The 14,192-nt window shown below is 66.5% G+C and carries 9 protein-coding genes; all 9 read left to right on the top strand.

Annotated features, from left to right (window positions below; translation table 11 throughout):
• Nucleotides 1-262 precede the first annotated feature (262 nt).
• The 9 genes from thiI (at nt 263) to bamE (ending at nt 14,034) form a co-directional block, all read left to right on the top strand.
• Nucleotides 263-1,717, top strand: a complete 1,455-nt coding sequence (gene thiI / locus J5M67_RS15735) for a tRNA uracil 4-sulfurtransferase ThiI (protein ID WP_207886278.1) — start codon at nt 263-265, stop codon at nt 1,715-1,717.
• A gap of 169 nt (nt 1,718-1,886) precedes the next feature.
• A complete protein-coding gene (typA, locus tag J5M67_RS15730) occupies nt 1,887-3,704 on the top strand; it encodes a translational GTPase TypA (protein WP_207886277.1) in 1,818 nt (605 codons plus the stop codon).
• Nucleotides 3,705-4,024: 320 nt separating this feature from the next.
• Nucleotides 4,025-7,732 carry a DUF2339 domain-containing protein gene (locus J5M67_RS15725; protein ID WP_207886276.1) on the top strand — a complete coding sequence of 1,236 codons (3,708 nt, stop codon included), beginning with the start codon at nt 4,025-4,027 and terminating at the stop codon, nt 7,730-7,732.
• A complete protein-coding gene (locus J5M67_RS15720; protein ID WP_207886275.1) occupies nt 7,729-9,093 on the top strand; it encodes a DUF3999 domain-containing protein in 1,365 nt (454 codons plus the stop codon). The genes J5M67_RS15725 and J5M67_RS15720 overlap by 4 nt, the downstream gene beginning before the upstream one ends.
• 105 nt (nt 9,094-9,198) lie before the next feature.
• Nucleotides 9,199-11,106 (top strand): esterase EstP, encoded by a 1,908-nt coding sequence (gene estP / locus J5M67_RS15715; RefSeq protein ID WP_207886274.1) that lies wholly within the window; start codon nt 9,199-9,201, stop codon nt 11,104-11,106.
• A 304-nt stretch (nt 11,107-11,410) separates the two neighbouring features.
• Complete coding sequence (gloA, locus tag J5M67_RS15710) at nt 11,411-11,941, top strand: lactoylglutathione lyase (RefSeq protein WP_207886273.1); 531 nt, start codon at nt 11,411-11,413, stop codon at nt 11,939-11,941.
• A gap of 143 nt (nt 11,942-12,084) precedes the next feature.
• On the top strand, nt 12,085-13,098 hold the full coding sequence (locus J5M67_RS15705) for a class 1 fructose-bisphosphatase (RefSeq protein ID WP_207886272.1): 1,014 nt from the start codon (nt 12,085-12,087) through the stop codon (nt 13,096-13,098).
• The gene (locus J5M67_RS15700; protein ID WP_207886271.1) at nt 13,098-13,706 is read left to right on the top strand and encodes a DUF924 family protein; all 609 of its coding nucleotides are present in this window, start codon (nt 13,098-13,100) and stop codon (nt 13,704-13,706) included. The genes J5M67_RS15705 and J5M67_RS15700 overlap by 1 nt, the downstream gene beginning before the upstream one ends.
• A gap of 73 nt (nt 13,707-13,779) precedes the next feature.
• Nucleotides 13,780-14,034, top strand: coding sequence for an outer membrane protein assembly factor BamE (bamE, locus tag J5M67_RS15695; RefSeq protein ID WP_207886270.1), 255 nt, complete (start codon nt 13,780-13,782; stop codon nt 14,032-14,034).
• The last annotated feature ends 158 nt before the right edge of the window (nt 14,035-14,192 follow it).

The raw sequence follows: 14,192 nt of genomic DNA, 5'->3' as shown, positions 1-14,192 counted from the left end.
AGTCCGCCAGGGCAACCTGCCTCACAAGAGAGCAAGTTGCGTGCCAGTGCCCGCAATCGTGCAGAAGCGCTGATTTACGGGGCTCTGGCGAGCGTAACCAGGAATTGCGGGATAATTGTGCACCGTTTTAGTGCCTTGTCATGGTGCATAAGTCCATTTTGGTGCACATGAAAGAAAGTCTCCGAATTCTGCTCAAGTCTTGAGCAATTTCGGATATAATCTTGCCCCTTTTTTTCTGTCCCATGGCAATCGCCCGGTCCGCATGAAACTCATCGTCAAGGTCTTCCAGGAAATCACCATCAAGAGCCGGCCGGTGCGCAAGCGCTTCATCCGCCAGCTGGCGAAGAACATTCGCACGGTGCTCCGCGACCTCGACCCCGAGCTGCTGGTCGAAGGCGAATGGGACAACCTGGACGTCGAGACCCAGGTCACCGATCCCAAGGTGCTGCGCGAGATGATCGAGCGCCTCACCTGCACCCCGGGCATCGGCCACTTCCTGGAAGTGCACGAGTACCCGCTGGGCGACTTCGACGACATCCTGGAGAAGTGCAAGCTGCACTTCGCCGACCAGTTGCCGGGCAAGGTCTTCTCCATGCGCTGCAAGCGCGCTGGCAAGCACCCGTTCACCTCCATCGACGTGGAGCGCTACGTCGGCGGCGGCCTGCGCCAGCAGTGCGGCGCGGCGGGCGTGTCGCTGAAGAACCCGGAAGTGCAGGTGCGGGTGGAAATCCGCTACGACCGCCTGTACGTCATCCACGCCCAGCACGAAGGCCTTGGCGGTTATCCGCTGGGTGCGCTGGAGCAGGTGCTGGTGCTGATGTCCGGCGGCTTCGATTCCACCGTGGCGGCCTACCAGATGATGCGCCGCGGCATGATCAGCCACTTCGTGTTCTTCAACCTCGGTGGTCGTGCCCATGAACTGGGCGTGATGGAAGTCGCCCACTATCTATGGGAGAAGTTCGGCCGTTCCCAGCGCGTGCTGTTCGTCAGCGTGCCATTCGAGGAAGTGGTCGGCGAGATTCTCACCAAGGTCGACGACAGCTACATGGGCGTGACCCTGAAGCGCATGATGCTGCGCGCCGCGAGCCGCGTGGCCGAGCGCCTGGAGCTGAACGCCCTGGTGACCGGCGAGGCGATTTCCCAGGTCTCCAGCCAGACCCTGCCGAACCTCTCGGTGATCGACCGGGTGACCGACACCCTGGTCCTGCGCCCGCTGATCGTCAGCCACAAGCAGGACATCATCGACACCGCAACGAAGATCGGCACCGCCGAGTTCGCCAAGCACATGCCCGAATACTGCGGCGTGATCTCGGTGAACCCGACCACCCAGGCCAAGCCGTACCGCGTCGACCACGAAGAGTCCAAGTTCGACATGGCCGTGCTCGATCGTGCCCTGGAGCGTTCCACCCAGATGACCGTCGATCGGGTGATCGACGAACTGGGCAAGGACCTGCCGGTGGAAATGGTCGACGAAGTGCTGCCCGGCCAGATCGTCGTGGACATCCGTCACCCGGATGCCCAGGAAGATGAACCGCTGGCGCTCGAAGGCATCGAAGTCCTGCCCATGCCGTTCTACGCGATCAACAGCAAGTTCAAGGAACTGGACCCCAACCGCCAGTACCTTCTTTACTGCGACAAGGGCGTCATGAGTCGCCTGCACGCCCACCACCTGGTCAACGAAGGGCACACCAATGTGCGTGTTTACCGTCCGCAATAAAGGCGCGGACCAACGCCGCCAGCCCGGTCTGTTTGGCGGCAGCATCCGCCACCGACCTCCCGACACATTCGGTGCGTAGGCTCACGCCCTGACCTTTTGCACCGCCGCGCCACGGCGCGGCCCCGCTGCCGAAAACGGCAGCCGAAGATTCACTCTCGAGACTGACACTGTGATCGAAAAACTGCGCAATATCGCCATCATCGCCCACGTCGACCATGGCAAGACCACCCTCGTTGACAAGCTGCTGAAGCTGTCCGGCACCCTCGACCGCAAAGAAGCGGAAAGCGAGCGCGTGATGGACTCCAACGACCAGGAAAAGGAACGCGGCATTACCATCCTGGCGAAGAACACCGCCATCAAGTGGAACGGCTACAACATCAACATCGTGGACACCCCCGGCCACGCCGACTTCGGCGGCGAGGTAGAGCGCGTGATGTCCATGGTGGACTCCGTACTGCTGGTGGTCGACGCCCAGGACGGCCCGATGCCGCAAACCCGCTTCGTGACCCAGAAGGCCTTCAAGGCCGGCCTGCGTCCGATCGTGGTGGTGAACAAGATCGACCGTCCGGGCGCGCGTCCTGACTGGGTCATCGACCAGATCTTCGACCTGTTCGACAACCTCGGCGCCACCGACGAGCAGCTGGACTTCCCGATCGTCTACGCCAGTGCCCTGAACGGCATCGCCGGCATGGACCACGAGAAGATGGACGACAACATGGACGCGCTGTTCCAGGCGATCATCGACCACGTCCCGGCTCCGCAAGTGGACGTCGACGGCCCGTTCCAGATGCAGATTTCCCAGCTGGACTACAACAGCTTCCTCGGCGTGATCGGCATCGGCCGTATCGCCCGTGGTCGCGTCAAGGCCAACACCCCGGTGGTCGCCATCAGCGACGACGGCTCCAAGCGCAACGGCCGCATCCTGAAGATCATGGGTCACTCCGGTCTGCAGCGCGTTGAAGTGGCTGACGCCGAAGCCGGCGACATCGTCTGCGTATCCGGCATGGACGAGCTGTTCATCTCCGACACCCTGTGCGATCCGCAGCACGTCGAAGCCCGCCCGCCGCTGACCGTCGACCAGCCGACCGTGAGCATGACCTTCCAGGTCAACGACTCGCCGTTCGCCGGCAAGGAAGGCAAGTTCGTCACCAGCCGCAACATCAAGGAGCGTCTGGACAAGGAACTGCTGCACAACGTGGCCCTGCGCGTCGAGCAAGGCGAGAGCCCGGAGAAGTTCAAGGTTTCCGGCCGTGGCGAGCTGCACCTCTCGGTTCTGATCGAAACCATGCGCCGTGAAGGCTTCGAGATGGCCGTGGGCCGTCCGGAAGTGGTGATCATCGAGAAGGACGGCGAGAAGCAGGAGCCTTACGAGAACGTCACCATCGACATCGAAGAGCAGCACCAGGGCTCGGTGATGGAGCAGATGGGCCTGCGCAAGGGCGATCTGACCAACATGATCCCCGACGGCAAGGGCCGCGTGCGCCTGGAGTACACCATTCCGGCGCGTGGCCTGATCGGCTTCCGTAACAACTTCCTGACCCTGACCTCGGGCACCGGCATCCTGACCTCGACCTTCAGCCACTACGGCCCGATCAAGGCCGGCGAAGTGTCCAACCGTCAGAACGGCGTACTGGTCTCCATGGCCACCGGCACCGCGCTGACCTACTCGCTGGAAACCCTGCAGAGCCGCGGCAAGCTGTTCCTCGCCCCGGGCGACGAGATCTACGAAGGCCAGCTGGCCGGCATCAACAGCCGCGACAACGACCTGGTGATCAACCCCACCAAAGGCAAGAAGCTCGACAACATGCGCGCTTCGGGCAAGGACGAAGTCATTGCCCTGGTTCCGCCGATCCGCTTCACCCTGGAGCAGGCTCTGGAATTCATCGCCGATGACGAGCTGGTGGAAGTGACGCCGAAGTCGATCCGTCTGCGCAAGAAGCTGCTCGACGAGAACGACCGCAAGCGCTACGAGCGCAGCAAGGTCTAAATCGACCAGCAGTACGAAAGAGCCGGGCTTATGCCCGGCTTTTTTTTTGCCTGTCGCCGTAGTCGGCCCATCTGTAGGAGCGAGCTTGCTCGCGAACAGCATTAGCCGGCCGTATCGGTGTTGGGCGGTTCGCGAGCAAGCTCGCTCCTACCAAAAGCCGTCGTCTTCGCGTGGCTGAAAGGCGGTGTCGCGACGTCTGAATATTCAAGGCTGTGAGTCTGTAGGAGACCGGTCACGGAGTCGGACCGATATACTCAGCCTTTCGGGCGTTGCCGCCTGGTTCGGGATGGATTCGTACAAAACCTCAAGGATTCGAAAGCATGCAATGGATTTTCATGCTGGTCGGCCTGGTCATCGGCGCCGCTGCGGGCGAGTCGATCACCGGGGCGGTGCTGGGTGCGGTGGTCGGCCTCGCGCTGGGGCAGGCGATCGCGCTGCAAAGTCTGAAGCGGGAGAACGCCAGCCTTCGCGGTGAGCTGAAGGTTTTCGGCGAGCGCTTCGAGCAGGGCACCAAGGCCCTTTATGAGCGGCTGGTGCAGGTGGAGCGCAGTGCCGCCCGGCCAGCGCCCCCGGCCAGCGTCGAGTATGTCGCGCCGGAAATGCCCGTTGCGCCAGCCGAGTCCGAAGTCGACGCGTCCGCCGGCGAACCCGCTGCCACCGAACTGGACTGGAACATCGAACTACCCGCCGACGAGCCGGCACCGGCCCCTGCGGCCGCCGCGCGGGTGGAGGCGCCCATCGAGTGGTCGGACCTGGTGCTCGAGCCGATGGAAAAGCCGGCGGCCCCGGCTCGCGTAGAGGAGCCCGAGGTTCAGCCGCAACAGATACCTGCCGCGCCTCCAGTGCCACCGTCCCCGCCCGCTCCTTCCCTGTTCGACCGCGCCTTTGGCGCCGCCCGCGACTGGCTGTTGGGTGGCAACACTGTGCTGCGTGTCGGCGTGGTGCTGCTGTTCCTCGGCCTGGCCTTCCTGCTGCGTTATGCCACCGAAGGCATGGTCATGCCGCCGCAAGGCCCCTACATCGGCACCGCCTGCGCCGCGCTGGCGCTGCTGGGCCTGGGCTGGTGGCTGCGCCATCGCCGTCCGGCCTATGCGCTGGTCCTGCAGGGCACCGGCATCGCCGTGCTTTACCTGACGGTGTTCGCCGGCATCAAGCTGTACCCGGCGATGAATCACGGCGAGGTGCTGATCGAGCCGCAGGCCGGTTTCATGCTGCTGGTGGCGGTCACTCTGTTCTCGGCGATCCTCGCCATTCTGCAGGACGCCCTCGGCCTCGCCGCCGCCGCCGCGCTGGGTGGATTTGCCGCGCCGATCCTGGCGTCTTCCGGCGGCGGCAATCACGTCGCGCTGTTCAGCTACTTCGCCCTGCTCAACGCCGGCATCTTCGCCATCGCCTGGTTCAAGGCCTGGCGGATGCTCAACCTGATCGGCTTCTTCGGCACCTTCGGCATCGGCCTGGCCTGGGGGCTGCGTTCCTATAAGCCGGAGCTGTTCGCCAGCACCGAGCCGTTCCTGATCCTGTTCTTCCTTACCTACGTCGCCATCGGCCTGCTGTTCGCCCGCCGCCGCCTGCGCGAGGCCGCCGGCGGGCCGCCGGACGATTCCCGCGACGCCCTGCTGCGCTGGTCGGCGCGGCAGACCGACTACGTCGACGGCACCGTGCTGTTCGGCACGCCGCTGGTGGGCTTCGGCCTGCAATTCGGCGTCATCCAGCACCTGGAGTTCGGCGCGGCATTCAGCGCGTTGGCGCTGGGGCTGTTCTACATGCTCCTCGCGCGCCTGCTGGCCGGGCGCCCCGCCGGCCGCGCATTGCTGCTGGTGGAGACCTGCCTGGCGTTGGGCGTGGTGTTCGGCACCCTGGCGATCCCGCTGGGCCTGGACGCACGCTGGACCTCCGCCGCCTGGGCGGTAGAGGCTGCCGGCATCTACTGGCTCGGCCTGCGCCAGCAGCGGCCGCTGGCGCGCATCTTCGCCTTGCTGCTGCAGATCGGTGCGGCGCTGGCCTTCCTCGCCGACCTGCGTTCCGATCCACTGTCGCTGCATCTGCTCGAAGGCGCACCGCTGGGCGCGCTGATGCTCGGCGTGGCGCTGCTGTTCAGCTTCTGGAACCTGCGCAATGCCGATTCGCAAGTGCTGCGCAGCTGGGAGCCGAACGTGCGCCCGGTACTGGCGACCTTCGGCCTGGGCTTCCTCTACCTGATCGCGCCGCTGCTGATGGGTGCGGATGGCACGGCCATGACCTGGGCCGTGGCCGGTCTGGTAACGCTGCTGGCCGCGCTGCGCCTGCGTTCGCGCACCTTCCTGGCCTGCGCCTTCGCGGTACAGCTGCTGGGCGGCGCGATCTTCCTCCTGCACCTGCAGGGGGCCGAGGCGGGGGGCGGCGTGCTCGGCTCGGGCTGGCGCGGGCTGGTGACGGCCTCGTTGATCGGTCTCGCGCTGATCGCCGCCATGCTGATCGCCGCGCGCGATTCCCTGGTACGCGACGACCGCCGGCTGATGCTCGGCCTGAGCGTGGTCCTGCTGCTGGGCCTGGCCTTCATCAACCTCGCCGTGCTGTTCGTGCTGCCGTGGCGCACGGCGGCCGCCGTCTGGGCCGGCAGCGGCCTGCTGATCCTCTGGCTGAGCCTGCAACTGCAGCAGCGCGCGGCCTTCGTCTTTGGCCTGGTGCTGCAGGTGATCGGCGCGGGCGCGTTCCTGCTCGGTGGCCCGGCGCTGTTCGGCGATCTGCCCAGCGAAGGCTTGAAGCCGCTGGCGCACGTGGGCTTCTGGACGCCGGCGGTGCTGGCGCTGGCGGCACTGGTCGGCGCCTGGCGCCTGCATCGGGCCAGCGAGCATGAGCGTCGCCTGGCGCTGGGCGGGCTGGGTCTGGAGCAATTGTCGCAACTGCTGCTGATCTGGGGTGCTGGCTGGTGGGCGCTGACCGCGCTGTGGGAGATCGCCCGCTTCGTGCCGGCCGAAATGCGCGAGCACGTGGCGCTGCTGGTTGCCGCCGTGAGCGTGGCGCTGTGGTCGCTGCTGGCGCGGCGCGAACAATGGCGTGCGCTGGCGTTGCTTTGCTTGGCGTTGTCGCCGCTGGGCGTGGTGGCGCTGGCCAGTGCGTGGAACCTGGAATACCACCCGCTGGCGCAGTTGGGCTGGCTCGGCTGGCTGGCGCTGTTCGTAGTGCACTTCTTCGTACTGCGCCGACTCGATGCGCTGTTGCCGCGTCTGGCGGCGCAGGCGGCCCATGTGCTGGGTTGCTGGTTGATTCTCGCGGTGGCGGCGCTGGAGCTGCGCTACCTGTTCTTCGCCCTGGCCGAGCACTACAACGCCTGGCGCTGGCTGGGCTGGGCGCTGGTGCCGAGTATCTACCTGATCCTGATGGGCGGCGTGCGGCGCCTGCCGTGGCCGGTGGCGGCCTTCGAGCGCGAGTACCGGGCGGTTGCCGCCGTGCCGGTGGCACTGGTGCTGCTGGGCTGGTTCTGGCTGGTCAACCTGTTCAGCGACGGTTCGGCGGAGCCGTTGCCGTATCTGCCGCTGTTGAACCCGCTGGAACTGGGCATGCTGATCGTGCTGGCGGCGGTGTTCCAGTGGACGCGCCTGGGTCTGCCGCAGCTGGGCGTGGCCGAATCCACCCTGCGCCTGCCGGTGCAGGCGGTGCTGGGCGCCTCGCTGTTCGCGCTGCTGACCATGGCGGTCTGCCGCGCCGCGCACCATTGGGGCGGCGTGCCGTTCGACGCCTTCGCCCTGCGCGAGTCGATGCTGGTGCAGGCCGGGCTGTCCATCGTCTGGGCGCTGATCGCCCTGGGCCTGATGATCGCCGGGCATCTGCGCGGCCGGCGCGACTTCTGGCTGGTCGGCGCGGCGCTGCTGGTGGTCGTGGTGGTCAAGCTGTTCCTCGTCGACCGCGCCAGCGGCGGCAGCCTGGAACGCATCATTTCCTTCATCGGCGTCGGCGTGCTGATGCTGATCGTCGGCTACTTCGCGCCGTTGCCGCCGCGCCGGCCCGCGCCCGACGAGCAACCGCAACAGGAGCAACCTTCCGCATGAAGCTGAAATCCCTCGTCCTGCTCGCCGCTGCGTGCCTGCTGGGCAACCACGCCAGTGCGGCACCCGCTCCGGCGGACTTCGCCAATCGCGTGCCGCTGGAGATCTCCGGCAACGGCCCGTGGTACCGCGTGCAATTGCCGATCGAGGTGCTGTTCACCGCCCGCCACGGCGATCTGCGCGATGTGCGCATCTTCAACGCCGAGGGCGAGGCGCTGCCCTACAGCCTGCGTACCAGTGCCGCCAGCGAGAAGGAAGTGCGCAGCGAGGTGCAGGCGCGCATCTTCCCGCTGCGTGGCGCCTCCGGCAGCGCGGCCGGCGACAACCTGAAGATCGTCCGCAGCACCACCGGCACCATCCTGGAAATCACCCCGAGCGCACCGGCCCAGGATCCGCAGCAGGTCCTGCGCGGCTGGCTGCTGGAAACCGGCTCCGGCGACCTGCCGCTGGACCGCCTGCAACTGGACTGGACGGCGGACAGCGACGGTTTCCAGCGCCTGCGCGTCGAAGCCAGCGACGACCTGGAGCACTGGCGTTCCCTGGGCGAAGGACAGCTGGCGCGGCTGGACTTCAACGGCCAGCGCATCGAGCAGAACGCCATCGCCCTGCCCGGCGAGTCGGCGCGCTACCTGCGCCTGTGGTGGGAGTCGCCGCAGCAGGCCGCGAAACTGAACGGCGCCACCTTGAGTGGCAGCCGCAGCAGCAACGGGCCGATCCCCATGCTGTGGTCCGCGCCGCTGGCGGCCAAGGCCGATGCCAACGGCGGATTCAGCTGGAGCCTGCCGCTGGCGCTGCCGGTCGAGCGCGTGCGGATTCCGCTGGCGCAGGCCAATACCCTGGCGCCGGTGGCGCTCTCCGGCCGCCACGACGGCAACGTGCAGTGGACGCCGCTGGCGCGGGGCGTGCTCTATCGCCTGCCGGGGGAGGGCGGCGAGATCACCCAGGAGGAGCTGGAGCTGCCGGGCTATCCGGTCAGCCAGCTGCGCCTGCAACCGGACGCCCGTGGTGGCGGCCTGGGCGGCTCGACGGCGAACCTGAGCATCGGTGTGCGCGCCAGCGAAGTGGTGTTCCTCGCGCGCGGTGGCCAGCCCTATCAGTTGGCGGTCGGCAGTGCGTCGGCGGCCGATGGCAGCCTGCCGCTGTCGACGCTGGTGCCCGGCTTCGAGCCCGGGCGCCTGTCCGCCATGGGCGAGGCCCATCTCAAAGGCGGTCTGCAGAGCCCGGTGGCCGAGACTCAGGACGCGCAACCCAGGGCGGATGGCCGCTGGAAACGTTACGGCCTGTGGGTTGTGCTGCTGGCCGGCGTCGGCCTGCTCGGGCTGATGGCGTTGAGCCTGTTGCGCAGCAGTCGCCCGCAAAACTGAGCAAGGTTCACGAAGATAGCCGCGAGATAGGGGTGTCGCCCGGGAAAACTCTGCTACTGTGAGGGCGTTCTGTCAGCCCAATAAAAACAAGCACGGAGTAGCAGGATGATCAGACAGGCGCTCACCCCGTTGGCGGCTGCCTGCGTATTGGCGATTGCCTCGCAGGCCTCGGCAGCCTCTTCCCCCTATTCGACCATGGTGGTGTTCGGCGACAGCCTCAGCGATTCGGGCCAGTTCCCCGACGCCGGCGGCCCGGCCGGTGCCTCGACGCGCTTCACCAACCGCACCGGTCCGACTTACCTGGAAGGCCATGGCGAAGCGTTCGGCCCCACCGCGCCGATGATCCTCGGCGGCAAGCTGGGTATTTCCTCTGCCGACCTCAACCCGTCGACCTCGCTGGTCCCCGGTACCGTGGACGGCAACGACTGGGCGGTGGGCGGCTACCGCACCGACCAGATCTACGATTCCATTACCGCGCCGGGCGGCTCGGTGGTCAGCGCCGGGGGCAATACCCGTACCCGCGACGGCTATCTGGTGGGGCGTCGGGCGGACCCGAACGCGCTCTACTACCTCACCGGCGGCGGCAACGACTTCCTCCAGTTCCAGATCACCAACGATCCCACCGCGCGCGCTGCGGCCGGGCGCCTGGTGGACAGCGTGGACGCGCTGCACAATGCCGGCGCGCGCTACATCATGGTCTGGCTGCTGCCGGACCTGGGCCTGACTCCGGCCACCAACGGCACCCCGTTGCAGTCCTTCGGCACCCAGCTGTCGGGCATCTTCAACCAGGAGCTGGTCAGCCAGCTCGCCGCGTCGGATGCCAACGTCATCCCGCTGAACATTCCGGGCTTGCTCAAGGAAGTCCTGGCCGATCCGGGCGCCTATGGCCTGGCCACTGGCACCAACCTGGTGGGTACCTGCTTCAGCGGCAACAGTTGCCCGGAGAACCCGCTCTACGGCCGCCACAGCGCGACCCCCGACCCGACCAAGCTGATCTTCAACGATGGCGTGCACCCGACCATCGCCGGCCAGCGGCTGATTGCCGACTACGCCTATTCGGTGCTCGCCGCGCCCTGGGAAACCACCTTGCTGCCGGAGATGGCGCTGGGGACCTACAACGGCTTCCAGGACACGCTGCACAGCCAATGGCTGGCGGACTGGGAGAACTGGCAGGCCACGAGGCAGTGGCGCGGCTTCATCTCCGGGGGCGGCCAGCACCTGGACTACGACGACCAGGACAGCGCCGCCAGTGGCGATGGCTTCGGCTACAACCTGACCCTGGGCGGCAGCTACCGCCTGGACGACGCCTGGCGCATCGGCGCCGCTGCCGGTTTCTACCGGCAGAAGCTGGAAGCCGGCGCCGAGGACTCCGACTACAAGCTCAATAGCTACCTGGGCAGCCTGTTCGCGCAGTACCAGCAGAACCGCTGGTGGACTGACGCCGCGGTGACCGGCGGCCACCTCGACTACGACGAGGCCAACCGCAAGTTCGCCCTGGTCGACCGCACCGTCGAGGAAAAGGGCGATACCAACGGCAGCCTGCTCGCCTTCAGCGGCCGCCTCGGCTACGACATCGCCCAGGGCGGCGAGAACTGGCACCTGTCGCCCTTCGTCAGCGCCGACTGGGCGCGGGTGAAGGTGGACAGCTACGAAGAGGACGGCGGTCACTCCACCTCGTTGGCCTTCGACGAGCAGGACCGCTACTCCCGGCGGCTCGGCGCCGGCCTGCAGGGCAAGCTCGACCTCTCCGCCGAAACCCAGCTGTTCGGCGAAGTGGCGGTGGAGCGCGAGTATGCCGACGACACCCAGAACGTCGGGATGAACTTCACCAGCCTGCCGGCCAACGGCTTCACCCTGGAGGGCTACACCCCGCAGAGCCACATGCAGCGCCTGTCGCTGGGCTTCGCGCAGAAGCTGACGCCGGAGCTGTCCCTGCGCGGCGGCTACAGCGCGCATCACAGCAGCGACGACCTGCAGCAGGGCGTGAACCTGGCGTTGAGCCTGGACTTCTGATCGGTGCGGAGATGGGCAAGGTCTGGTGCCAGGCGTTGCCCTCACCCCAACCCTCTCCCAGAGGGAGAGGGGGCTGATCGGAGTGCTTGGATAGCGTGTACGCGGCTTCGCTTCGACTGTTCTTGAAGGATGGCTTCGGAAGTTGGATCTCGCTCCGGACTACTCCCTCTCCCTCTGGGAGAGGGCAGGGGTGAGGGGGTTCCTGTTCCCGCACCAATCTCCGGCTCTCCGCCGTAATAACCCGCTGTTACCCCGCCCGTTCTGCCCGCCGCTAGACTGCCGGTCCGTTTTTCGAGGACCCGCCATGACCTTCACCACCGAACTGCAACCCGGCGTCTGCGCCGAGCCGGACGCCGTCACCCAGGACTACGTGTTCAACCACACCATGCTGCGGGTGAAGAACCCGGAGCCGTCGCTGGATTTCTACACCCGCGTGCTGGGCATGCGCCTGTTGCGCCGACTGGACTTCGAGGAAGGCCGCTTCTCCCTGTACTTCCTCGCCCATACCAAGGGGCACGCGGTGCCCGGCGACACCGGCGAGCGCCAGCGCTACACCTTCGGCCGCGAGTCGGTGCTGGAGCTGACCCACAACTGGGGCACCGAGTCCGACGACAGCCAGTACCACAACGGCAACGGCGAGCCGCGCGGCTTCGGCCACATCTGCTTCTCGGTGCCGGATATCCACGCCGCCTGCGCGCGCTTCGAGGCCCTCGGCGTACCGTTCGTCAAGCCACTCGCGCGGGGCATGAAGAACGTCGCCTTCATCGCCGACCCCGATGGTTACTGGGTCGAGATCGTCCAGGCCTCGCTCAACGGCGAGCTGGGACGCGGCTGAAGGCCGCAGCTGGGCTTCGGGCCGGGGAACTGCCCATGGCTGGCGGGTTCCAAGCATTCGGCGCGACCACCTCGCAGGAGGCGTCGCGCCCGATTCCACGCTAGAATGCGCCCTGATTTTCCCCTTCTCCCCTGGAGCCTTTCATGTCCCGCGTTACCCTGAGCCGCTATCTGATCGAGCAGACCCGCAGTCACAACACCCCGGCCGACCTGCGCTTCCTCGTCGAGGTGGTGGCGCGCGCCTGCAAGGAAATCAGCCATGCCGTGTCCAAGGGCGCCCTCGGCGGCGTACTGGGCAGCATGGGCACCGAGAACGTGCAGGGCGAAGTGCAGAAGAAGCTGGACGTGATTTCCAACGAAATCCTGCTGGAAGCCAACGAGTGGGCCGGCAACCTGGCCGGCATGGCCTCCGAGGAAATGGACCATCCCTACCAGATCCCCGGCAAGTACCCGAAGGGTGCCTACCTGCTGGTCTTCGATCCGCTGGACGGCTCCTCCAACATCGACGTCAACGTCTCGGTCGGCACCATCTTCTCCGTGCTGCGCTGCCCGCATGAATACCTGAGCCAGAACGACAGCCTGCGTGAGGAAGCCTTCCTCCAGCCGGGTACCACCCAGGTTGCCGCCGGCTACGCCATCTATGGCCCGCAGACCATGCTGATCCTGACCCTGGGCAACGGCGTCAAGGGCTTCACCCTGGACCGCGAGCTGGGCAGCTTTGTGCTGACCCACGAGAACATCACCGTTCCGACCAGCACCGCCGAGTTCGCCATCAACATGTCCAACGAGCGTCACTGGGAAGCCCCGGTGAAGCGCTATGTCAGCGAGCTGCTGGCCGGCAAGGAAGGCCCGCTGGGCAAGAACTACAACATGCGCTGGATCGCCTCCATGGTGGCCGACGTGCACCGCATCCTGACCCGCGGCGGCGTGTTCATGTACCCGCGTGACTCCCGCGAGCCGGAGAAGCCCGGCAAGTTGCGCCTGATGTACGAAGCCAACCCGATGTCCTTCATCATCGAGCAGGCCGGCGGCGCCGCCACCAACGGCCACCAGCGCATCCTCGAGATCCAGCCGGAGAACCTGCACCAGCGCGTCGCCGTGTTCCTGGGTTCCAAGGAAGAAGTCGAGCGCGCCACCGCCTACCACAAGGAAGGCTGATGGCCGCAGGGGCTCACTGGCAGGCACTGCTGGACTGGTGGTTCGGCAGCTCGCTGGACGCCGTCGAGGTGTCCGAGCAGCGTAATGCGCTGTGGTTCGGCAAAAGCGCCTGCCAGGACATGGACTCCGAGAACCGTTTCGGCGGCCTGGTGCGCCAGGCCCTGGACGGCGGCCTGGAGGACTGGGCCGAGGAGCCGCAGGGTTGGCTGGCGCTGATCCTGCTGCTCGACCAGCTGCCGCGCATGATCTTCCGCGACAGCCCGCGCGCCTATGCCGGCGACGCCCGCGCCCAGCAACTGGTGCGCCGGGGTCTGGAGGCGGGGCTGGATCGCAAGCTGCCGCGTATCGAGCGGGTGTTCGTCTACATCGTGCTGGAGCACGCCGAGGATCTGGCCAGCCAGGACGAGGCGGTGCGCCTGTACGAGGCGCTGCAGGCCGAAGCCAGCGACAGCGAGAAGGTCCTGTTCGCCGGCTATCTCGCCTATGCGCGCAAGCATCAGGCGGTGATCGCCCGCTTCGGTCGCTTCCCGCATCGCAACGCCATCCTCGGCCGTCCCTGCAGCGCCGAGGAAACGCAGTTCCTCAGGGAACCCGGCTCGCGTTTCTGACTCCAACACGGCGGCCGATCCGGTCGCCCTGTGCCAAGCTTGTTGGCATGTCCCCCAAACAATGGAGTTGTCGATGTCCTTCCGCCGCCTTGCGCTCGTCGCGTTCTGTGTCGTCCTGGCTGCCTGCAGCAAGATCAACCAGGATAACTATTCCAAGATCAAAACCGGCATGACCAAGGCCGAGGTCGAGAGCCTGCTCGGCAAGCCGACCGAATGCTCCGGCGCGCTGGGCGTTTCCAGCTGCACCTGGGGTGATGACAAGGCCTTCATCAGCATCCAGTACGCCGGTGACAAGGTGCTGCTGTTCTCCGCCCAGGGTCTGAAGTAAGCCGGCGGGAGCTGGCGCCAGGGTCGGATGCGACACTGCTTTCGCATTCCAATAAAAAACGCCCCGCGGGGCGTTTTTTATTGGGGGCGGAAAAGCGCAGGAGCGGACTTTGTCCGTGATTGCCCCGGTGCCGTGCGGTTCGCGAGCAAGCTCGCTCC

Source organism: Pseudomonas sp. 30_B (genome assembly GCF_017491605.1).
Taxonomy (GTDB): domain Bacteria; phylum Pseudomonadota; class Gammaproteobacteria; order Pseudomonadales; family Pseudomonadaceae; genus Pseudomonas.
The sequence above is the reverse complement of the archived record's forward strand: the minus strand, read 5'-3'. Positions and strand labels throughout refer to the sequence as shown.

Excerpts from the sequence above, each read along its gene's own strand:
- thiI (WP_207886278.1), top strand. The coding sequence starts at position 263 with ATGAAACTCATCGTCAAGGTCTTCCAGGAAATCACCATCAAGAGCCGG.
- J5M67_RS15725 (WP_207886276.1), top strand. The coding sequence starts at position 4,025 with ATGCAATGGATTTTCATGCTGGTCGGCCTGGTCATCGGCGCCGCTGCG.
- J5M67_RS15720 (WP_207886275.1), top strand. The coding sequence starts at position 7,729 with ATGAAGCTGAAATCCCTCGTCCTGCTCGCCGCTGCGTGCCTGCTGGGC.
- estP (WP_207886274.1), top strand. The coding sequence starts at position 9,199 with ATGATCAGACAGGCGCTCACCCCGTTGGCGGCTGCCTGCGTATTGGCG.
- gloA (WP_207886273.1), top strand. The coding sequence starts at position 11,411 with ATGACCTTCACCACCGAACTGCAACCCGGCGTCTGCGCCGAGCCGGAC.
- J5M67_RS15705 (WP_207886272.1), top strand. The coding sequence starts at position 12,085 with ATGTCCCGCGTTACCCTGAGCCGCTATCTGATCGAGCAGACCCGCAGT.
- J5M67_RS15700 (WP_207886271.1), top strand. The coding sequence starts at position 13,098 with ATGGCCGCAGGGGCTCACTGGCAGGCACTGCTGGACTGGTGGTTCGGC.
- bamE (WP_207886270.1), top strand. The coding sequence starts at position 13,780 with ATGTCCTTCCGCCGCCTTGCGCTCGTCGCGTTCTGTGTCGTCCTGGCT.